The organism is Chromohalobacter sp. 11-W (genome assembly GCF_029889905.1).
Taxonomy (GTDB): Bacteria; Pseudomonadota; Gammaproteobacteria; order Pseudomonadales; family Halomonadaceae; genus Chromohalobacter.
The window spans coordinates 92,223-112,248 of record NZ_JARANZ010000005.1; the positions used below are offsets into that span (position 1 = coordinate 92,223).

Genomic DNA, 20,026 nt, shown 5'->3' on the forward strand with positions numbered 1-20,026 from the left:
GAGCGGTTTTTGATGACGCTCTTGAACAGTGGAAGGCCGCATACTATCAGTCAAACAGGCCGCGTCTGGCATGCTTCATCGAGATCTGGTCATTGAGCGTCCAGAAATCGTACAGAACACCCAACAAGAACAACCCGCCGGTGACGAGATACAACAGTCCGGTCAGCCATTTCCCCATGTACATTCGATGCAGGCCAAAGATGCCCAAAAAGGTCAGCAATATCCAGGCAAGGGTGTAGCTGGTGGGTCCCGCCTGAAAACGTAGATCCGCCTGACGATCCATCAGCGGGATCAGGAAGAAGTCGATCAACCAGCCGATGCCCAGCAGGCCTAGCGTGAAAAACCAGATCGTGCCGGTGATGGGCTTGCCGTAGTAAAAGCGGTGTGAACCGGTAAAGCCAAACACCCACAACAGATAGCCCACTATCTTGCTATGCGTATCGTTAGCAGCGACGGCGGTATGGGACACGTGATAACTCCTCCAAAATGAAACTCGCTCGATCCGCACCCCTCTCCAAGGTGCGGCATCACCATGACAAACACCCAGGTCACGCCAAAATTCCTGCCGCGCCGTTACGCTTTGCATGGCAAGGCGTCGGCGCTCGCCAGGCAGCAGTATAATGCCTTCAATCAAGGCGCCACGCTTTACCCTCGGCGCACACACCGGCGTTCTGGACGCCCCCGAATTTTCGATCTATGTTGCATATGCGGTGCATGGTACCGGGAAAGGCCCCTCAGCAATAAGCTTGACGCTTACCCGAGGGTCATGCATTCTCCGCTGCGTAGGTTTGCAAGTCGAATGTCGTCAGTTGTTAATCGAATTCTCGATCGCCCTTGCGCATTCCCTCCTTGTCTTACCCACGTACCATGGTCGCCCATGGGTCGGCCCGCATCATTACTTCGCAAGTTAAGGAATTCGAAATGGCAACTGGCACTGTCAAATGGTTTAACGACACCAAAGGCTACGGCTTCATCTCTCCGGAAGATGGTGGCGATGACCTGTTCGCACACTTCTCCGAGATCCAGGCTGAAGGCTTCAAAACGCTGCAGGATGGCCAAAAAGTGAGCTTTGAGGTCACCCAGGGCAAGAAAGGCCTGCAGGCGTCCAACATCAAGGTGGTCGGTTAATTCCGATACCCCAGCGGTCGTGAGACCGGCATCGGACTCCGAACGCATGAGCCCACCTAACGGTGGGCTCTTTTATTTCCCGATCATATATGACTGTCCTTGCCTTATACGAAAGAAGGCACATGGCGCATACCCACACGCCATGTGCCCTTGCCTTTAGCGGCATGAGGCGGCGATGTTACGACTGGTTGTCGTCTTCGGCGTCGTTTTCAAGCTCATCCGCTTGCTGCTCGGCTTCGTCAGCTGCGTCGTTCATTTCATCCGCCGCTTCGTCGGTTGCCTCGTCAGTTGCCTCTTGTGTTTCGTCGGCGGCATTATCCATTGCATCGCCCGCCTCATCGGCGGCTTCGCTCATTTCATCGCCGGCTTCATCGGCGGCGTCTGCGGTTGCGTCTTGCGCTTCGTCGATCTCTTCGCCCGCTTCGTCCATGGCATCGGAGGACTCATCAGCCGCGTTGTCACCCATTTCTTCCATATCGTCGCTGGCTTCGTCGCTCATCTCGGACATTTCGTCGCCAGCCTCGTCAGCGGCTTGCTGGGTTTCTTCAGCCGCCTGTTCGCTATTGTTTGAAGCCTCCTGAGCGGGGTCGTCACCGCTATCGCAGGCCGCTAGGCCAAGTGACATCACCAATGCCAACGCACTCATCGTCCATTGCTTATACGTCATCATTTCTCTCCTTGAGTCGCTCATTTCTGCCGGGGGCCGGCACTTTCCTAAAAGCCCATGAGGCCATCCAGGCCTCATGGTACAGAGTTGACAAGCCCTACATGCCGGACTCGCCAATATCTTCGTACCAAATCTCGGGCCGTTCGACGATAAACCGTTCCATCAGCGCCTTGCACTGAGGGTCATCGTAGACCGTGAGCGTGACACCACGTTGGCGCAATAATGCTTCCTCACCTTGAAAGGTCGAATTTTCGCCGATCACGATCTCGGGGATGCCATAGAGCAAAATGGCGCCACTGCACATGGCACAAGGTGACAGTGTGGTATAAAGCACTGCTTCACGATACACATGTGCCGCCAACCGACCAGCGTTTTCCAAGGCGTCCATTTCGCCGTGCAAAATGGCACTGCCACGCTGCTGGCGTTGGTTGTGTCCACGCCCGATGATAATGCCCTGATGCACAAGCACCGAACCGATGGGAACCCCACCCGCGTCGTATCCTTTGCGCGCCTCGTCGATGGCCGCCTGCATAAATTGATCCATGGTGATCCTTTTATCATTCACCTTGTGCACCACGTTACACACGTTGACATTGGGCACTTCCACGTTCATTTCAAGCGCCAGTACCTCGAAGAGCCCCGGGAAAGCGATCACGCAAGACGGCTTGTCGCGTCTCAACCCTCATCGCTTGGTGATGAGTACAGTGCGGAAGACGAAGGTGCCGCCAAGGAAAGCGCACCGTGTATCAACTCAGCGCGAAAGCGCTCGTGGGAACACGGCTCGCCATCGAGGTTCAGCGGCAGAGCATCCTCGCCTTCGAATTCGACCCAGGGAACCTGCAAGTACTCGACGAACTCGCCGCTTTCGGGGAGGTTCTCCAGCTCGTCGATAAGCTGCTTCATTTCTCGAAGCGAGGTGAAATGGCGCACGATGAGCAACTCCAGCAAACCATCGTCGATCTTGGCCTGGGGCGCTAGCTGCTGGCCGCCTCCAGCCTGACTCCCATTACCCAACGCAAGCAGGAACAAGGGAATATCGCGCTCTCCATCGGGGAGCCGCAAACGCCCGCGGTAAGGCTGGTAATTCCAGGCTTTGAGCATACCCATCAACGAATAGGCGCCACCACCCAAAAGGCGCTTGAGAGGGGCCGGTGTCGAATTGGTGATCTGAGCACCGAAACCGCCAGAGGCAAGGTTGATGAAATAATCACCACCCAGGCTACCCACATCGACATTGTGGGGACGGGCTTCCAATGCCACGCGCAGCGCCTCAAGAGGGTCCAAGGGCAGTTCTAGACCACGTGCGAGATCGTTGGCACTGCCCAGCGGGAGGATACCAAGGGTCGGCCTTGCAGCCTGGGTCAGTTGCATCAAGCCGCCAACGACTTCGTTGACCGTTCCATCGCCGCCGCCGGCGATGATACGTTTTATACCTGCTTCGCTGGCTTCCCGTGCCAAGCGCACACCGTCGCCGGCTTCCCAGGTCACTCGCACCGCCAGAGGGTGGCCCTCTTCACGAACGCGCTCCACCGCCTCCCGGATATCCGGAAGCTGAGCGGATTTACCATTGAGTATCAGCCACGCATCACCATCGCTTGCAGCAGGCTGGAGTGTTTCACTCATCGCTTTATCATCCTCATTCCTTGAGACACGCCGGCCTCTCGTCTCGCCATATGCAGCTTGCACCAACGGGTCTCATATTCCTTTGAGCACCTCGAAACCATTGCCGACCGTCGTCGGTAGAAATTCCTCGACATGGTATTGCGCCACGCCGGCGACGATAAATGGGTCTTCATTAAGCCAGGCCGTCAAACGCTCCCGCGCGGTCGCTCTGGCCAGAATGATGCCACCACTCGGAGGCGATTTACGCCCCGACGCTATAAATACGCCACGCTCGAAGCCTTCCCGCACCCATGCCATATGAGCCATACGATATGGCTCGACCGTGTCCGGATCGACCACGTATTCCAGCGATACGATGAACATGGCTGCTCCTTGATATCTGCCGCCTGGCACGTCGCTTTGCCTTGCGTATCTTTACAAACTCACGCCGTCGGCGCCACTCGCCAGGAAAGCCACAGCAAGGGGGAAACCAACACAACGCCGATCAATGCCAAGGCCCATTGCGGCGCCAACGGCGTCGCCAGCAATAGCGTAGCCAACAACGCACCGCCGCCCAACTGCAAGGCACCCAGTAACGCAGCCGCCGTCCCAGCGCGCTCACGAAACGGCTCGAGTGCCAGGCTCGAGGTTGCACCCAGCGCCAATGAAAAGCCCACGGAAAGCACTCCTATCGGCCCCATGAAGCCGACTGACGACAGCGGTAATGTCGTGACGATCAGCGCCTGCAAGACGCCCGAGACGATAATCAGCCCCAGCCCTAAACGCACGGTCCCGACGCGTCCGAGACGGTGAATGATGCGGGGTGCGAAGAAAAACGTCAGGATGTTGACCACTGCGTTGGCGCCGAACCAAGCGCTGAATGCCAGCTCCGAAAGCCCCAGCCGATCCACCAGTATGACCGGCGCGGTCGATACATACACCAGGATCGCCGACATGATCACCCCGGCCAGCCCCGCGAAATAGACAAAGCGAACACTGGTCAGCACCGGTCGGTAGCGGGCCCAATGGTAAAGTCGGCGCTCGGGCGCCGTGTCCTGAGGCCGCGTCTCGGCGAAGCGCCATAAGGCCGCCACACCCAGTACCGCCGCAAAGACGAACATGAACGCAAAATTGCTGCGCCAACCGAAGGTCACCGCCAGGCTTCCGCCGATGACGGGCGCCAGGGCAGGAATGATGCACAGTGCCCCGTTGAGATAACTGTAAAGTTTAGCGCCTTGCTCGGCCGTGAAGCAGTCACGCACGGCGGCGAAGGCCACTGTCATACTCGCGCAAGCCCCCAGGCCTTGCAGCACACGCGATACGTAAAGCGGCCCGAGACTGGTCGCCATCATACCCAATAGTGCCCCCACCATATAAACCACAGTGCCGCAAAGCAGCACCGGGCGACGCCCGAAACGATCGGTCAACGGGCCGACGAGTACTTGCCCTAGGCCGACGCTCAGCAAGAGTAATGTCACGGTGAACTGCAGCCGGCTGAACGGGACGTCGAATTCGCGCGCCATGACCGTCAGTGACGGCAGGTAGATATCGATCGCCAGTGGCGACAACATCACGCAGCCCACCAGCAGGGGGAGCAAACGGGCACCCGACATGAAACCTCCGCAGCGACAAAAAGAACGCCACCTTACCCCGAACACGCCAAGATGCAACTGGCCAATGATGCGTGCATTTTCCTATTGAGGTGTCGCCCGAAAAATCGACGCGCGTAGACACTTTCAGGACAAGGCCTAAAGCTCATACTCACCTCGCCGATATTTCCTTTCAGGGCAATGATCCAAGCAATGCCTCGTGTCCGCCGATCATCCATCGCACAGGAAACGCCATGCCATTCCGCACCTGGGGGGTCGTGCTCAGCGCCGTCCTATTGGGCGGCTGCTTCGGGGTCAATACCTCGCAGGCCCCCATCGCCACGACCTACCCGATCAGTGAACAGCAACGCATGCAGGCCGCGCAGCATTGGGAAGTGCTTGCCGAACACGAGGCAGGCGATATCCTCGCCAAGCGCGATTTGTGGGGCAAGCCGCTCTATGTCGAGGAGCATGAACAGGAGACCGCCTTCAGCCACGGGTTCCGTTCCCTGCTGACCAGTGAGCTAGTCGAGCAAGGCGCCATCGTTCGTACTCAGCCGGACGCTAGCGACGCCCATGTCAGCTTCGATGTCCAGGTAATCAGTCACCAGGATCGCGGCTTCGTACGGCCTCCCCAGGGTGCTCTGACCGCATTGGCGACTGGCATCGCCGTGGCGACCATTCCTTTCAATCACTGGACCGAGCCCGCCTTGGGGCTGATTCCCGCCGCCGCACTGGCCGACACCTTCAGCGGTAGCTGGACCACCACCGGCAAGCAGGAGGTCATTATCACGACCCAGGTCAGCCAATACGACACGCTGCGCTACTCGTCCTCGAACTTGTATTACATCAACGCGGGCGATAGCGATCATTACGGTGCATCCGGCACCGGCGATTCCGCTGGCCTGCCGCTATCATCCGACTGGTGAGGAGAGCGTTCGACATGTCATCCAACCAACACCGCACCGGGCGCCTTACAGTGCGCTTGCTGACCTTGGCCATCCTGTTGCTGGTGCTCTCAGGTTGCAGCCTTCTTCCCAACCGTCAAGCGACCGCCCCCGAGCCCAGCATGCTGACGCGCGTCGACGAGGCCGCCGACAAGCTGCTCGCCACCAGTAGCGAACAGCTCGGCAACCGAGCACCGATCATCGCCACCACATTCGTCGATATCGACCAACTGGATCAGTCATCGACGCTCGGGCGCACGCTGTCCGAGACCTTTACCTCGCGTCTCGTCCAGGGCGGCATGAATGTCATCGAAGTCAAGATGCGCGACAGCCTATACATCGAGCAGAATACCGGGGAACTGATTCTGTCCCGCAACGTACAGCGCTTGAGCGATAACCACGATGCCCAGGCCGTATTGCTGGGGACCTATGCCCAAGGCGAGAACACGCTGTTCGTCAACGCTCGTCTGGTACGCATCGCGGACCGCCAGGTCTTGGGTGCCTCGAGCTTCGAAGTGCCAATGGACAACGACATCAGGACCTTGCTGCCCTCCACCTGGTAAACGCCTTCTCCAGCAAACGTGGCGCATCCCTGGGATGGGCTCCGTCGTTGGCGTCCCCAGCATCCAGACCTCGATGCTGGGGCCTGCATCAATCACCGGTCGGCGACAGTTGAAATTCCAACAGCGTCTCGTGGTTGCGCAAGTCAGTGGCCAATAGCGGCAGGTAGTGGCGGTCGTGCGTGCGTAGCATCATGCGGTATTCGAATTGCCGCCCCTCGTCGCGCGTGCGGTAACTGAGGCTTTCGATATGGAATCGATGGGCTTTCATTAACGCATAGATTTCTGACTCGTCGAGTATCCGCTGGCTATCGAAGCGTAGAATGCAGCGCGCGAACGTACGGCTCGGCATCCGCGCCTCGACCAAACGAAACAACGACAGCGTCAACAAGGTCACCCCGGTCGCCAGTATCCCAGGCACCCAGAAGCCGATACCGTAGAGTATGCCCAGCGCCGAGGTAATCCAGATCGAGGCCGCCGTCGTCAGGCCGCGTACCGTTAGTCCCTCCTTGAAAATGACCCCCGCGCCCAGAAAGCCGATGCCCGTCATGATGCCCTGTGCCATGCGCGTGGGATCGGTTCTGATCGTCTCCTCGGGCACATCACTGCCTAGCCACTGCCACTGGTAGACCGTCACCATCATCAACAATGCCGACGCAACGCACACCAGCGCGTGTGTCCGAAACCCCGCAGGGCGCCCATGGAAAGTCCGCTCCAACCCAATCAGGCTGCCCGCCAGCCAGGCCATGCCCAGATGCACCACTATCGTCCATGAAATCGTCGCCATTCGCCTCTTCCTTCTCCTGCGTTATCGTCTATCGTGTCAGCATAGCGTCTGCCACTGTATCCCACAGAATCCACGACGATTTCCCACCTTTCGATAGAAGGATCGCTGCGTGAGCCATCCCTCCAACCTCACGCCACCCAGTCGGGTGGAGGAAGACGAGCACGACCTGCATCTCAACGGCGGCCCTCGGCCATCGCGTGCGGCGGGCGTCCATGAATCGATCCGTGAAGAAGGCGAGACGGAACTCAAACGCGCCGCGTCGGCATTGTTCTGGTCGGCGATTGCCGCCGGCCTATCGATGAGTTTCTCGATGCTTGCCAAGGGGCTGCTGCATGCGCGCCTGCCGGACAGCGATATCGGCTATCTCGTCGAGTCGTTCGGCTACACCATCGGCTTTATAGTCGTCATCCTCGCGCGTCAACAGCTGTTCACCGAGAACACCGTCACCGCAGTGCTACCGGTCATGAGCACGCCACGCATCATGCAGTTTCTCAAGCTATTGAAGCTATGGGGCGTCGTTCTCATCGGCAACCTAGTGGGGGTGGCGGTCTCCGCGTACGCGTTCCTCTACATGCCCTTGTTCGATGCCGAAACGCATAAAGCCTTTCTCAGCCTGGGGCATCACATCCTGGAGAACACGGGCAGCCAGATGTTTGCCAAGGGCATCATCGCCGGCTGGATGATCGCCACCATGGTCTGGCTGCTCCCCGCCGCTGGAGGCGCCAAGATCTGGGTGATTCTGATCGTCACTTATCTCGTCGCACTGGGCGGTTTCACGCACATCATCGTGGGGTCCACGGAAGTGATGTACTTGATGTTCGCCGGCCAAGCAAGTCTGGGTGAATATCTCTTCCACTTCGCCCTGCCGACGCTGGCCGGCAACGTGATCGGCGGCACCTTCATCTTTGCCCTCATTAGCCATGCACAAGTTCGCAGCGACACCTGAAGAGGTATCTTATAAATGCCTGATTCGGCATGCCTACCGGCGTGCCGAGCCTGTCCATTCGTCTATGCCGTTTCATGCACTCTCACGAACGAGACAGCGAATAGCGCCCAACACTCTCTCGTGATAACCAGTTTTTATCAGCATGCTGAGTTTCGGAATTAGCGAAGCGCCCGAGTGCCTGTTAAAGCTTAAGTAGCTTATACCACCCACCCGGCCTGACCGGATCGATGACGAGGGACAATAACAATGGGACACGCCACACCACGCACACCGTATTGGCTTGCCGCAGCACTGGTCATGGGGCTCGCCACCCCTGCGCTTGCCGATTATCCCGAAAAACCCATCACGCTGATCGTGCCCTGGGCCGCCGGCGGCGGGACCGATGCCACGGCACGCATCATCGCCAAAGCCCTGGAGGAAGAACTCGGTGAAACCATCAATGTGGTCAACCGCACGGGCGGCAGCGGCGTCGTGGGACATACCGCCATCGCGCGGGCCAAACCCGATGGCTACACCCTTGGGCTAGGCACGGTCGAGATCAACATGATGCATTGGCAAGGCCTGACTGATCTCACCTACGAAGACTTCACTCCCATCGGACAGATCAACTTCGATGCCGCCAGCATCAGCGTCGCCGAGGACGCCGACTATCAGGACCTTGGCGAATTGATGGATGCGATCCGCGATCAGCCCGACGGTCACTTCAATGCCTCCGGCACCGGGCTCGGTGGTATCTGGCATGTTGCGCTGGGCGGACTGCTGATGGATCTCGACATGTCCGCCGACAAGGTCAACTGGATTCCCAGCCAAGGCGCCGCGCCGGCCATGACGGAGCTAGCCTCAGGTGGCGTCGACATGGCCGCCACCTCGCTACCCGAAGCGCGCTCGATGATCGAGTCCGGCCGCGTGCGTAGCCTCGGTGTGATGGCCGAGGAACCTCTGGAAAGCTTTCCCGATGTGCCCACCGTGGCCTCGCAGGTGGACAGCGACTTCACCACGGGCGCGTGGCGCGGCGTCATCGGGCCACAAGGTATGGACGATGACATCGTCGAGACGCTGGAAACAGCCTTGCACGCCGCCTACGAAAGCGACACCTATCAAACCTTCATGACCAAGCAAGGCTATGGGGTGCAATGGAAAGACGCACAGGCCTTTGGCGACTACATGAAGCAAGGCGATGCCGAATTCGGTGAGATCATGAAAGCCATCGGCCTCGCCAAGCAGTAGGTATCACTCAACGCGCCACGACCGCGCTCCCTATTCATGCGGTCGTGGCGCATCCACTCCTTACCATGCTAGGCCGGGGCCTGCGCCTCGGCCGCTAATTCCGACATCGTGCCTTGATGCCCCGCGCGGTTGAGCGCGCTCAACACCGCCTTGAGCGATGCACTGACGGTGTCGCCGTCCTCGGCCATGCCACTGATGCGCTGCCCCGCCACATTGAGTTGCACGAAGGCGATCGCCACGGCGTCGCTGCCCTCGCCCAGCGCGTGCTCGCTGTAATCGACGACGCTCACCGATTGCCCTGTGTGGGCTTGCCAGGCGGTCATGAAAGACGAAATGACACCGTTGCCCTGGCCACTCAAACGCACGCTCCGACCTTCATCGTTGAGCGACACCGTCAAGCATTCGTCGGCGTCACGATCGAGCCGATAGCCAGCCAGCGAGAGCGGCTCATGCCGGGAAAAGGTCTCGGTCAGTACCTCGCGAATGCGCTGACTGGAGAGTTCGCCGCTCACCGTCTCGCTCACTGCCTGCACTGCCGGGGCCAGCTCCAATGCCATCCAACGCGGCAGGCTGATACCGTAATCGCGCTCGAGCAGGAACGTCATGCCGCCCTTGCCGGACTGGCTGTTGACGCGAATGACCGCCTGGTAATCGCGCCCGATATCGCGCGGGTCGATCGGCAGGTACGCTACCTGCCACGGCTCGTCCGCTTGCTGCTTTCTGAGCGACTTGCGGATCGCGTCCTGGTGGCTGCCGGAAAACGCGGTGTAGACCATCTCCCCCACCCACGGGTGACGCGGATGCATGGGAATACCGGTGCATTCCTGCACCACCTCGATGATCTCGTCGGGGCGCGACAGATCGAGCTCGGGATCGATGCCCTGGCTGTAGAGATTCATCGCCAGGGTGACAATATCCATGTTACCGGTCCGCTCACCATTGCCCAGCAACGTGCCTTCGACACGCTCGGCGCCGGCCAGCAAGGCGAGTTCGGCGGATGCCACCGCACCGCCGCGATCGTTATGCGTATGTACCGAGATGATCACGCTGTCGCGGCGGCTAATATGCTGGCAGAAATACTCAATCTGATCGGCATGATGATGGGGGCCGCCCACCTCGACCGTGGTGGGCAGGTTGAGAATGCACTTTGTCTCCGGCGTCGGCTGCCAGACATCCATCACCGCTTCGCAGATCTCAAGCGAGAAGTCGATCTCGGTACTGGAGAAGCTCTCGGGCGTGTATTCAAAGCGCCACTCGACGTCGGGATAGCGCGCGGCATGCGCCTTGACCCAGCTCGCCCCCTGTACGGCGATATCGACGATGCCTTGGCGGTCCATCTCGAACACGCGCTCACGCTGCACGGTCGAGGTGGAATTGTAGAGATGCACGATGGCGCGCTTGGCACCGACCAACGAGGCGAAGGTGCGCTCGATCAGATGCTCGCGGCACTGCACCAACACCGCGATGGTCACATCGTCAGGGATCTGATCTTCCTCGATCAGCCAGCGTACGAAATCATAATCAGGCTGACTGGCCGACGGAAAACCGACCATGACTTCCTTGATGCCGACCTTGATGATCTGGTGCCACAGGCGCTGCTTCTGTTCGACGCTCATCGGCTCGAGTAGCGCTTGATTGCCGTCGCGCAGGTCCTCGCTCACCCAGGTCGGCGCCGCCACCAGGTCACGATCCGGCCACTGGCGGTCGAAGGCTGGCACACGTGGCGCCGGGCGGTACTTGCGATGGTCGAAGCAACTCATGACAACAGTCCTGTGAAAATGGATGAACGAGCCGATTGCTCGTGGCAATGATCACAGTCTACGCCGCTCTGCCCCGCAGGCGATTGCAAAATCACCCTCGACGAGAGATTTTTTTGGCATACAATGCCAATATTATTCTTAAAAGTGAACGATAATGCCAAAAGAGAGCGCTCCGGTCGTCGGGGTGACGCTTGACCGTTACGACCGCCAGATACTCGATATCCTCCAGCGCCATGGGCGTATCAACAATCAGGAACTCGCCGAGCGTATCGGCCTGTCGCCTTCACCCTGCCTGAGGCGCGTGCGAGTCCTGGAAGACAACGGCCTGATCACCGGCTATCGCGCCCTGGTAGATGCCAAACGGCTGGGCCATAGCCTCACGGCGCTATTGCACATCTCCATGGATCGCCACACACCGGAGCGCTTCGCCAACTTCGAAGCCAAGGTCGCAGCACTGCCTCAAGTGCAGGAATGCCTGCTGATCACCGGCCAAGAGGCCGACTATCAGCTCAAGGTCGTGGTCCACGACATGGATGACTACCAGAACCTGCTGCTCAATCAGATCACGCGTATCGAAGGCGTCACCGGCGCGCACTCCAGTTTCGTCCTGCGTCGAGTTCTCGAGCACCGCCCGGTCCCCGCATATTAGACGCTGGTGCAATGGCCGGTGACTCGAAAGGCTGTTACGTTTTTTGTATGCAATAGTCATCTAACGAAAAGGACATACGCCATGCAACTGCCCCGCAACCCTTTCAAGGCGTCACTGACCGGCGATACGCGCTACGGATGCTGGGCCGGTTTCGCCACTGGCTACGCCACGGAGATACTCGCGACCACGGGGTTCGACTGGTTGCTGGTCGATGGCGAACATGCGCCCAATACCGTCCCCACGATACTCGCGCAGTTGCAGGCGATTGCCGCCTACCCCTGCGCCCCGGTCGTGCGTGCCGTCAACCATGACCCAGCCCTGATCAAGCAACTGCTCGACATCGGCACCCAGACGCTGATGATCCCCATGGTCGACACCGCCGAGCAGGCAGCCCAATTGGTCGCCGCCACACGCTACCCGCCGCAGGGATTTCGCGGCGTGGGCGGTGGCCTGACGCGCGCCACGCGCTGGGGCGAGGTAGAAGACTACATGACGACGGCTCATGAAGAGCTGTGCCTGATCGTACAAGTGGAATCCCGCAGCGGCGTCGACAACGCCGAGGCCATCGCCGCCACCCCCGGCATCGATGCCGTGTTCGTCGGCCCTTTCGATCTATCCACCGACATCGGGCATATCGGCAATCCCAATCACCCCGAGGTCCAGGCGATGATTCGGCATACTCTGGACGCCACTCACGCCGCCGGAAAGGCCGCCGGTATCCTGGCACCCGTCGAGACAGACGCCAGACGCTATGCCGACTGGGGATTCGATTTCATTGCCGTGGGCATCGACATCAGCCTATTGCGACAAGCTGCCAAGGAGACCGTGGCACGCTACAAGGGGTAAAAGGTGGCTGATACGGTATAGGCGCTCGCCATCACACAACTCGCTATCAAACCAAGAGTCCCGCGCATGACACGGATATTTATCGCGACTGCCATTATGGCTGTACTTGGGGGGACCATATCGCTTGCGGCCTGCACGACCGGGCCTCGCGAAACGCCGTCTCCCCCGGCCAACGAAGAAACCACGAACTTCACGCTAGCGCCCTATCCCGTCAAGCTGCACGCCGATGCCTCACTCGAGCGCATCACCGTCCCACAGGCGGGTTACTTCGATACCGGAAGCTGGCAGATCGCAGATGATACACCGGGCGAGCGCCTGCTCACGCTGGCACTGCCGGGCTCCAACGACATCACGGCCGCGCGCTGGCGTCTGGGCGCGAGTCACGATGCCAACGCAATATCCAACTGCCTGACACCGCCACCCAACGCCCACTCGCGATCCACCGCGAGCATCGATGGCCATGATTTCCAGACCTTCACGCTCGACGACGCCGGCATGAGCCATTTCCAACAGATCACCGGCTACCGAGCCGTGATCGACGATACCTGCTATGCCATCGACCTGATCGTCAACGGCACCCGCGGCGAGGTCTACGATCCCCCGCGGGAACCACCGTTTTCTTCCGATCACGCCATGCAGCGCCTGCGTGAGATCAACGACGGGCTCTCACTGCCATGAAAAATGCCGTGGCGCTTGGCGCCACGGCATTCTTTACTCACCTACCTCAGACTCAAGCGTAGGTATTGACCTGCGTACCCACGGTGCCGGTCGTCGCTAGCGACTGCTGGGGGGATACCGCTTCCATCAGTTGCGACACGTGTGACGCCTGATTGTTGAGCGACTCCTTGAGCAGGCTCGCCTGCGCCTGCTGATCGGCGTTGTGCTGTTGCAGCGCCATCGCAGTGCCCACGGCTGCGTTCACGGATGAATCCATGAAGCTTCTCCCTTCAAGTGAATGAATGCGCTTTACGCCTTCTAGTTATCGGCTAGGGCTCAACAAACTTTCATTGCCCACGATTAACAGCCAACGCATGACATCTTCAGCATGCAAGAAGAAAAGCATAAAGGCCATCTCCTTTCATTCTGCACCTTGCTATCGACCGGCACTGGCCACGACTGCCTCAGGACAGCCGCGGCCAAGGCTACGTCAGCACTTCTCCACAATGGGGACAGTAATCCGTCCGTGAGCGACGTGCCCCCGGCGCGGGCGTTCCCGTCATCGGTGCACCGTTGCCATTGTCGAACTGCAAAGCCAGCGGCTCGAGCGAGCGCACCACACCACGCTCACGATACACTCCCATATCGCGCAGCAAACGCGCCTCCAGATGTGCCAGATCATCGAATGTTTGACGATTACGACGATGCTGAATCGCAGCTTTCTTCATTCCCCGAAGGATTTCCCACAATGTCATCACACGGTCTCCTGATCGAGGCCGGGATCCTGGCGGGTAACACAATCGAGATAACGAATCGAGTCTGGCCGCGGTAGGATCCGCGGCCAGTGAAGAGTTTCAGTCGATGGCACACGGACAGGCACAAGCTCGCAGGTCATGATTCATGACTGCGACGTTGTTACCTGTCCACATGGCCTGCGTTGGGGGCATATCGACTTGTCTCTTGATTGGTGAAAGAGGGCTGAATAAGCCTTCACTTATTATTCTTAGACGCCGCGCGACGCGCCGTCAAATTTCTTGGCGAAATACCGAACCAGCACCGCACGAACACCTATGCGAGCGAGCGCCCCCTGCCATCCTGGCGCCTTGCCGCATAGAATGGCGGACTGCGGCCATGCACGCCGACAGTACATGGAGCGAGACTCACATAAGCACGCTCACAAAAAGGATGTGACATGCAGATCGACAGGTTCTTTCACTGGCTAGGCGAGTTCCTCGGCGACGCCTTGCGCGTCATCATCGATGCTCTCTCCACGCTATTCGCGGGGCTGTGGGTAGCCATTGACCGCTTTTTCGACGGCCTCGCTCGTTCGCTGGGCGTCAATCCCTCGCTCATCAACCTGGTAGTGCTGATCATCGGCGTGTGGATGCTCTACAAGGGGATTCGCGCGCTTGTCCGACGCGCCTTCGTCGGCGGTATCGTATGGCTGTTCCTTGGATTGCTAGTGCTCGGCTGGCTCATCCGCTGAGGCGCTTTGCTGCCACGGCCCCACGCAAAAACGCCGCTGCCAAGGCAGCGGCGTTTGCGTTACTTTCTTGCAAAGTCGACTATCAGGCCTCGGCCAGCGCCCGCTCGACCATTTCAAAGACGTTGGGTGAGAGTTCCTCGGCACGAATGCGCTCGAGTTCGGCCTTCATCAACGCCTGACGTTGCTCGTCAAAACGCTGCCAGCGCGTCAGCGGCGTGATGATGCGCGCGGCAATCTCAGGATTGAGGCTGTTGAGTTCGATCACCACATCCGCCAGCAGGCGATAGCCCTCGCCGTCGAGTCGGTGGAAGTTGACGCGGTTCTGCGCCGCGAAAGCACCGATCAGCGCACGCACCTTGTTAGGATTCTTGAGCGAGAACAGCGGATGCGCCATCAGGTATTTGACGCGTTCCAGCACATCCTCCTGCGGACGCGTGACCTGGATGGTGAACCACTGGTTCATCACCAGTGGATCGTGCGCCCACTTCTCACCGAACGCCTTGAGTGCCGGCTCGGCGATGTCACTGCGCGAGCTGTGCACCAGCATCGTCAAGGCGGCGCGGACATCGGTCATGTTGTCCTCGGCGTCGACCTGCGCCTCGGCCAGCGTTACGCCCTCTTCGTCTTCGATGCTCATCAGGTATTCGAGCGCCACATTCTTCACCCGACGCCGCGCGATCTGATCCGGCTCCGGCGCGTAGGGCTCGTCGCTCCGATGGGCTTCATGAATAGCCAGGAATTCGTCGCGCAAGGCCGTGGCGAGCGACTGCTTGACGAAAACGCGTGCGGCGTGGATGGCATCCACATCGACCATCGGCTGCTGCTCGGCGATGTAGGCCTCGGAGGGAAGCGTCAGCATCTCGGCAAGCACTGCCTTGTCGTCGGTCTCGGTGGTCAAAAGGCGCCGATACGCGTCGATGACGCGGCTATCCATGACCTTTTCAACCCCGTTGCGATGCGCCGCGATGAGGTCGTCGAGGGCCAGCATTGTCAGCCGCTGCCCCGCATCCCAGCGGTTGAAATCGTCCGCGTCATGGGTGAGCAGGAACGACAGTTCCTCGCGCGAGTACGGATAGCGCAGGTAGACCGGCGCCGAGAAACCGCGCAACAGTGACGGCGTCGGCGCCTCGTCAATCCCGGTGAAGACATACGTCTGTTCGGTGTCGCGCAGGTGCAGCACCGTCTCGTGGCCCAGCGACTCACCGTCCAGCGTCAACGCTATATCGTTCCCGGATTTGGTACCCACCAGCCCCATGCGTACCGGAATGTGCAGCGGTTGCTTCTCCGCCTGGCCGGGAGTGGGTGGCGTGCGCTGGGAGAGCCGCAGATGATACTCGCACTTGGCGTAGTCGTATTCGCCGTGGGCGTCGATCTCCGGCGTGCCCGCCTGGGAATACCAGCGCATGAACTGGCTCAGATCGAGCCCCGAGACTTCCGCCATGCAGTCGACGAAATCCTCGATGGTCACCGCCTGACCGTCGAAACGCGCGAAGTACAGATCCGAGCCCTGGCGGAACGTCTCCCAACCGAGGAGATGACGCAGCATGCGCACGATCTCGGCACCCTTCTCGTAAATCGTCAGGGTATAGAAGTTGGAAATCTCGATGTAATGATCGGGACGCACGGGGTGTGCCGTCGGGCCGGCATCTTCGGCGAACTGCGCGGTGCGGAAGAAGGAGACGTCCTCGATACGTTTGACCGGCGCCGAATTGATGTCGGCAGAAAAGCTCTGATCGCGGAAGACGGTGAAGCCTTCTTTCAGCGAGAGCTGGAACCAGTCGCGGCAGGTCACGCGGTTGCCCGACCAGTTGTGGAAGTACTCATGGGCGACGATGCCCTCCACGCTCTGGAAAGCCGCATCGGTCGCGGTTTGCGGATGCGTCAGCACCGCCGCCGAGTTGAAGATATTGAGCCCCTTGTTCTCCATGGCGCCCATATTGAAGTCGTTGACGGCGACGATCATGAAGCGGTCGAGATCGTATTCACGCCCGTAGGTCTCTTCATCCCAGCGCATGGCGCGCTTGAGCGAGGCCATCGCATGGTCGGTCTTATCGAGGTTTTCCGGCTCGACCCACAACTGCAGCGTGACATCGCGTCCACTCATGGTCGTGAAGCGGTCCTCGAGCTTTTCCAGTTTCCCGGCCACCAGCGCGAACAGGTAACTCGGCTTGGGGTGCGGGTCTTCCCAAGTCACGAAATGCCGGCCACCCGGAAGCTCGCCGCTTTCCACCGGATTGCCGTTGGAAAGCAATACCGGCGCATCGGTCTTGTCACCCACCACCGTGGTGGAAAACGTGGCCATCACATCCGGGCGGTCGGGGTAGAAGGTGATGCGACGAAAGCCCTGTGGCTCGCACTGAGTGCAGAACATGCCGCTGGAAACATACAGCCCTTCGAGGGCGGTATTGGCAGCGGGGTCGATCGACACCTCGGTATCCAGCAGGAAACGCTCCGGCACGCTGGCGATGGTCAGCCCCTCGTCATCGACCTCGTACTCACCGGCTTCCAGCTCTTGTCCATCCACGGCGATACGCACCAACGACAGCTTGTCACCGGCGAAACGTAGCGGGAGCCCCGCTTCGCGCTCGGGGTGGCGTTCGACATGCAGGCGCGCCGTTACGGTCGTCGCCGAAGGGGCCAGGTCGAATTTCAGCTCAGTGTGCGTCACCCGATAGGCGGGCGGCAGGTAATCCTTGAGATGGGTCGCTTGCGGTTCGGACATCGATCGACGCTCCTTGAGATCGGGGCATGCACTCGCCCCCAAGACATCGTCTCGCGCATAAAACGCGAGGCACATGCCGAGCATTGTACGGCGTCCGGTGGAGTCGGCTCAAAAGTGCGGGCAACGCCGCGCCTCATCACGCTCTCAGCGAGACTCCTGGCGCTGGCTGGAAGAGGATTCCTCGAAGGTGGACAACACCGGGCATCGCCCCAGCGACGGTGTCGGGCGGGTCAAAATCCACACCGCGATCCCCGTCAGGCCAATGATCAACGCCACACGCAGCACGAGGGAATCGACCGTGAAAGCAATCACGCCCATCGAAACCATCAGCATGGCGCATGCCATCCATTTGGCGTGGCGGGGAATGGCGCGTTCACGCTCCCAGGCGAGAATGGAGGGGCCAAAGCGCGGATGACGACGAATCCAGTTGGCGAAACGCGGTGAGCTTTTCGAGGCCGCCCAGACCGCCACCAGCATGAAACACGTCGTGGGCATGATCGGCAGGAACAAACCGATCACGCCCAGAGAGAAGCTGACGCCAGCCAAGCAGATGAACAATAGCTTGCGTATATCGTACATGCGCCGCGCCACCTTGCCGTGATAAAGGGAAACGCCGGACTTCACGCGAGATCGCTGGCAGGCATGGCGAAGCCCGACGCTACCTCTTTCATTGAAGCCCGAATAGCGTATCCAGAGAAATCGTCCCTTACTATCGAGGCGATTATCGCCACGGACTGGACACGTGCGTTCATTCTAGCGCAAAGCAAGGGGTCAAGACCAAGGCGCAGCGTCAGCAGCGCCCGATCATGTTCTCGCTCTCCCTTCACCACATTCGGTGCTATCCCATGGTGGTGGCCTGTTGGATCGGCGCGCCCTGCACATCGGTCGTCGCGGTCGGCGGCAAACGCAGCATACGGCGCAAGACTTTACCCACCGGTGACTTGGGGAGTTCCTCGATGAAGCGGTAGCCGCGGGGACACTTGAAGCGCGTCAGGCCAGCGTCCAGGCAATAACGCCCGAGTTCCTGCTCGTCGATGTCACTACGTGCCTTGATGAAGGCCGTTACTACTTGGCCCCACTTGTCGTCTGGCAACCCCACCACCGCGACTTCCTCGACTTGCGGATGCAGCGAGAGCACATTCTCGATTTCCAACGGGCTAATGTTCTCGCCTCCGGAGTTGATCAGGTCATCGACGCGGCCGGTGACGAAAAGATCCCCGTCGCCGTCGAAATACCCGGTGTCCCCAGTGAAATACCAACCGTCCCTGAGGGCTTTGCCATCCGCCTCGGGGCACTGCCAGTAGCCCTCGAAGGCCTCATCCCCGTTCATGTCGGCGATGACCTCACCTTCCGCACCAGGCGGCACGCACATCTCGGGCGACGTGGCACCCACCTTGACGATCCGCAGGCGTTGGTTGAGCGCCGCGCGTCCCGACGAGCCAGGCTTATGGTTGGCATGCTGGTCCACGGTCAGCGCATAGAGCTCCGAACAGCCATACTGATTGACGAACAGACTCGGCTTAAAGGCCGCCTCGACGCGCGCAATCAATCCCGCACTCATGGACGCACCGGCAAAACCGATCTTGTCGATGCTGGCGACACGGTGCGGGGCAAATCCTGGCGCTTCGAGCAGCATATGATAGAGCGTCGGCACCAGGTTGAGACTGGAAATTCGCTCACGCTCGATGGCTTGTAGCGTCGCCTCCGATTCGAACTTGGGAATACATACGAAGCGTCCATCGACCATCGCCATCGCTTGCAGCGCGCGTATTCCCGTGGCGTGGTAGAGCGGCATCACGCCCAGCATGGTCTCATCGTGCCGGTAAAGATTCTGGGCGACATACGCGGCCGTCGCGGCGCGTTCGACACGGTGCCGGCGCGGCACCCCTTTGGGCCTGCCGGTAGTGCCTGAGGTGTAGAGCATCATCGAGTAATCATCAGGCGTCGCCATCAACAGCGTTTCGCCGTCCGTACCCAGCATCGAGTCGAAGGCGATCGCTCCCGGCGGTATCGTAGCGCCGACCACGATCCGCGGTATTTGATAGGCCTCGACGCACGCCTGCACCGCCTCGGCGGTCGCATCGTCATGAGCGATAGCGCCAGCGCCCGAGTTCTTGAGGTAGTAACGGATATCCAGCGTCGTCGAACGCCAATTCACCGGGGTGACGATGATGCCCGCAAACTGGCAAGCCCAATACAAGGTGGCCATCTGCCAGCGATTGTGCATAGCCACCACCAGGCGATCCCCCTTGTCGAGCCCCAACCACCTGAGGTGGCGAGCCACGCTCTGGATATCCGCATACCACTGCGCGTATGTCTTTTGCGTCCGGCCATCACTGATAGCAACGGCGTGTGGGCGCCGCTCGACCGTGGCAAGAAAGCCGCGTCCCAGATCAAACATCTTCGTTCTCCTGTCGCTCGTTTTATTGTGTCGTTGCGGTTATTTTAACGAC

22 protein-coding genes are annotated in these 20,026 nt (G+C 59.8%); 9 read left to right on the forward strand and 13 right to left on the reverse strand.

Annotated elements, in window-relative coordinates:
* Positions 1-46 precede the first annotated feature (46 nt).
* Entirely contained in the window at positions 47-469 is a 423-nt protein-coding gene (locus OP494_RS08580; RefSeq protein WP_280540328.1) for a TM2 domain-containing protein, read from the reverse strand.
* 452 nt (positions 470-921) lie between these two features.
* Here OP494_RS08580 and OP494_RS08585 point away from each other — a divergent pair, with 452 nt between their 5' ends.
* Positions 922-1,128, forward strand: coding sequence for a cold-shock protein (locus tag OP494_RS08585; protein ID WP_040242353.1), 207 nt, complete (start codon positions 922-924; stop codon positions 1,126-1,128).
* 178 nt (positions 1,129-1,306) lie between these two features.
* On the opposite strand, the gene OP494_RS08590 is transcribed toward OP494_RS08585, so the two are convergent.
* The 5 genes from OP494_RS08590 to OP494_RS08610 form a co-directional block, all read right to left on the reverse strand.
* On the reverse strand, positions 1,307-1,795 hold the full coding sequence (locus OP494_RS08590; RefSeq protein ID WP_280540329.1) for a hypothetical protein: 489 nt from the start codon (positions 1,793-1,795) through the stop codon (positions 1,307-1,309).
* A 97-nt stretch (positions 1,796-1,892) separates the two neighbouring features.
* Positions 1,893-2,339, reverse strand: a complete 447-nt coding sequence (locus OP494_RS08595) for a nucleoside deaminase (protein ID WP_280540509.1) — start codon at positions 2,337-2,339, stop codon at positions 1,893-1,895.
* Between the two features lie 131 nt (positions 2,340-2,470).
* Complete coding sequence (yegS, locus tag OP494_RS08600; RefSeq protein WP_280540330.1) at positions 2,471-3,418, reverse strand: lipid kinase YegS; 948 nt, start codon at positions 3,416-3,418, stop codon at positions 2,471-2,473.
* Between the two features lie 72 nt (positions 3,419-3,490).
* Positions 3,491-3,781, reverse strand: a complete 291-nt coding sequence (locus OP494_RS08605) for a YciI family protein (RefSeq protein WP_280540331.1) — start codon at positions 3,779-3,781, stop codon at positions 3,491-3,493.
* Positions 3,782-3,840: 59 nt separating this feature from the next.
* On the reverse strand, positions 3,841-5,010 hold the full coding sequence (locus tag OP494_RS08610) for a multidrug effflux MFS transporter (protein ID WP_280540332.1): 1,170 nt from the start codon (positions 5,008-5,010) through the stop codon (positions 3,841-3,843).
* Between the two features lie 230 nt (positions 5,011-5,240).
* On the opposite strand from OP494_RS08610, the gene OP494_RS08615 reads away from it, so the two are divergent.
* Entirely contained in the window at positions 5,241-5,915 is a 675-nt protein-coding gene (locus OP494_RS08615) for a hypothetical protein (protein ID WP_280540333.1), read from the forward strand.
* Between the two features lie 14 nt (positions 5,916-5,929).
* On the forward strand, positions 5,930-6,496 hold the full coding sequence (locus OP494_RS08620) for a FlgO family outer membrane protein (protein ID WP_280540334.1): 567 nt from the start codon (positions 5,930-5,932) through the stop codon (positions 6,494-6,496).
* An 88-nt stretch (positions 6,497-6,584) separates the two neighbouring features.
* Here OP494_RS08620 and OP494_RS08625 read toward each other — a convergent pair whose 3' ends face one another.
* On the reverse strand, positions 6,585-7,280 hold the full coding sequence (locus OP494_RS08625; protein WP_280540335.1) for an MgtC/SapB family protein: 696 nt from the start codon (positions 7,278-7,280) through the stop codon (positions 6,585-6,587).
* A 109-nt stretch (positions 7,281-7,389) separates the two neighbouring features.
* Here OP494_RS08625 and OP494_RS08630 point away from each other — a divergent pair, with 109 nt between their 5' ends.
* The gene (locus OP494_RS08630; RefSeq protein ID WP_280540336.1) at positions 7,390-8,226 is read left to right on the forward strand and encodes a formate/nitrite transporter family protein; all 837 of its coding nucleotides are present in this window, start codon (positions 7,390-7,392) and stop codon (positions 8,224-8,226) included.
* A gap of 246 nt (positions 8,227-8,472) precedes the next feature.
* A complete protein-coding gene (locus tag OP494_RS08635) occupies positions 8,473-9,453 on the forward strand; it encodes a tripartite tricarboxylate transporter substrate binding protein (protein WP_280540337.1) in 981 nt (326 codons plus the stop codon).
* 68 nt (positions 9,454-9,521) lie between these two features.
* Here the strand turns inward: OP494_RS08635 and OP494_RS08640 are convergent, their stop codons facing one another.
* Complete coding sequence (locus OP494_RS08640; RefSeq protein WP_280540338.1) at positions 9,522-11,213, reverse strand: 2-isopropylmalate synthase; 1,692 nt, start codon at positions 11,211-11,213, stop codon at positions 9,522-9,524.
* 154 nt (positions 11,214-11,367) lie between these two features.
* On the opposite strand from OP494_RS08640, the gene OP494_RS08645 reads away from it, so the two are divergent.
* The 3 genes from OP494_RS08645 (at position 11,368) to OP494_RS08655 (ending at position 13,386) form a co-directional block, all read left to right on the forward strand.
* A complete protein-coding gene (locus tag OP494_RS08645; protein ID WP_280540339.1) occupies positions 11,368-11,862 on the forward strand; it encodes an Lrp/AsnC family transcriptional regulator in 495 nt (164 codons plus the stop codon).
* Positions 11,863-11,943: 81 nt separating this feature from the next.
* The gene (locus OP494_RS08650; RefSeq protein ID WP_280540340.1) at positions 11,944-12,708 is read left to right on the forward strand and encodes an HpcH/HpaI aldolase/citrate lyase family protein; all 765 of its coding nucleotides are present in this window, start codon (positions 11,944-11,946) and stop codon (positions 12,706-12,708) included.
* A 66-nt stretch (positions 12,709-12,774) separates the two neighbouring features.
* Positions 12,775-13,386, forward strand: a complete 612-nt coding sequence (locus tag OP494_RS08655; protein WP_280540341.1) for a hypothetical protein — start codon at positions 12,775-12,777, stop codon at positions 13,384-13,386.
* Positions 13,387-13,438: 52 nt separating this feature from the next.
* Here the strand turns inward: OP494_RS08655 and OP494_RS08660 are convergent, their stop codons facing one another.
* Together OP494_RS08660 and OP494_RS08665 are read right to left on the reverse strand one after the other, a co-directional pair.
* Positions 13,439-13,642: a putative motility protein gene (locus tag OP494_RS08660; protein ID WP_178999687.1), complete on the reverse strand. Its 204-nt coding sequence runs from the start codon at positions 13,640-13,642 to the stop codon at positions 13,439-13,441.
* A 208-nt stretch (positions 13,643-13,850) separates the two neighbouring features.
* Positions 13,851-14,120, reverse strand: coding sequence for a DUF1127 domain-containing protein (locus OP494_RS08665; protein ID WP_280540342.1), 270 nt, complete (start codon positions 14,118-14,120; stop codon positions 13,851-13,853).
* A gap of 437 nt (positions 14,121-14,557) precedes the next feature.
* Between OP494_RS08665 and OP494_RS08670 the strand changes: the two genes are divergently transcribed.
* A complete protein-coding gene (locus OP494_RS08670; protein ID WP_280540343.1) occupies positions 14,558-14,851 on the forward strand; it encodes a hypothetical protein in 294 nt (97 codons plus the stop codon).
* An 82-nt stretch (positions 14,852-14,933) separates the two neighbouring features.
* On the opposite strand, the gene pepN is transcribed toward OP494_RS08670, so the two are convergent.
* The 3 genes from pepN to OP494_RS08685 all read right to left on the reverse strand — a co-directional run bounded on the left by pepN (position 14,934) and on the right by OP494_RS08685 (position 19,974).
* Positions 14,934-17,573, reverse strand: coding sequence for an aminopeptidase N (gene pepN / locus OP494_RS08675; RefSeq protein WP_280540344.1), 2,640 nt, complete (start codon positions 17,571-17,573; stop codon positions 14,934-14,936).
* Positions 17,574-17,717: 144 nt separating this feature from the next.
* Positions 17,718-18,152, reverse strand: a complete 435-nt coding sequence (locus OP494_RS08680; protein WP_280540345.1) for a YbaN family protein — start codon at positions 18,150-18,152, stop codon at positions 17,718-17,720.
* 259 nt (positions 18,153-18,411) lie between these two features.
* Entirely contained in the window at positions 18,412-19,974 is a 1,563-nt protein-coding gene (locus tag OP494_RS08685; RefSeq protein WP_280540346.1) for an AMP-binding protein, read from the reverse strand.
* Positions 19,975-20,026 lie beyond the last annotated feature (52 nt).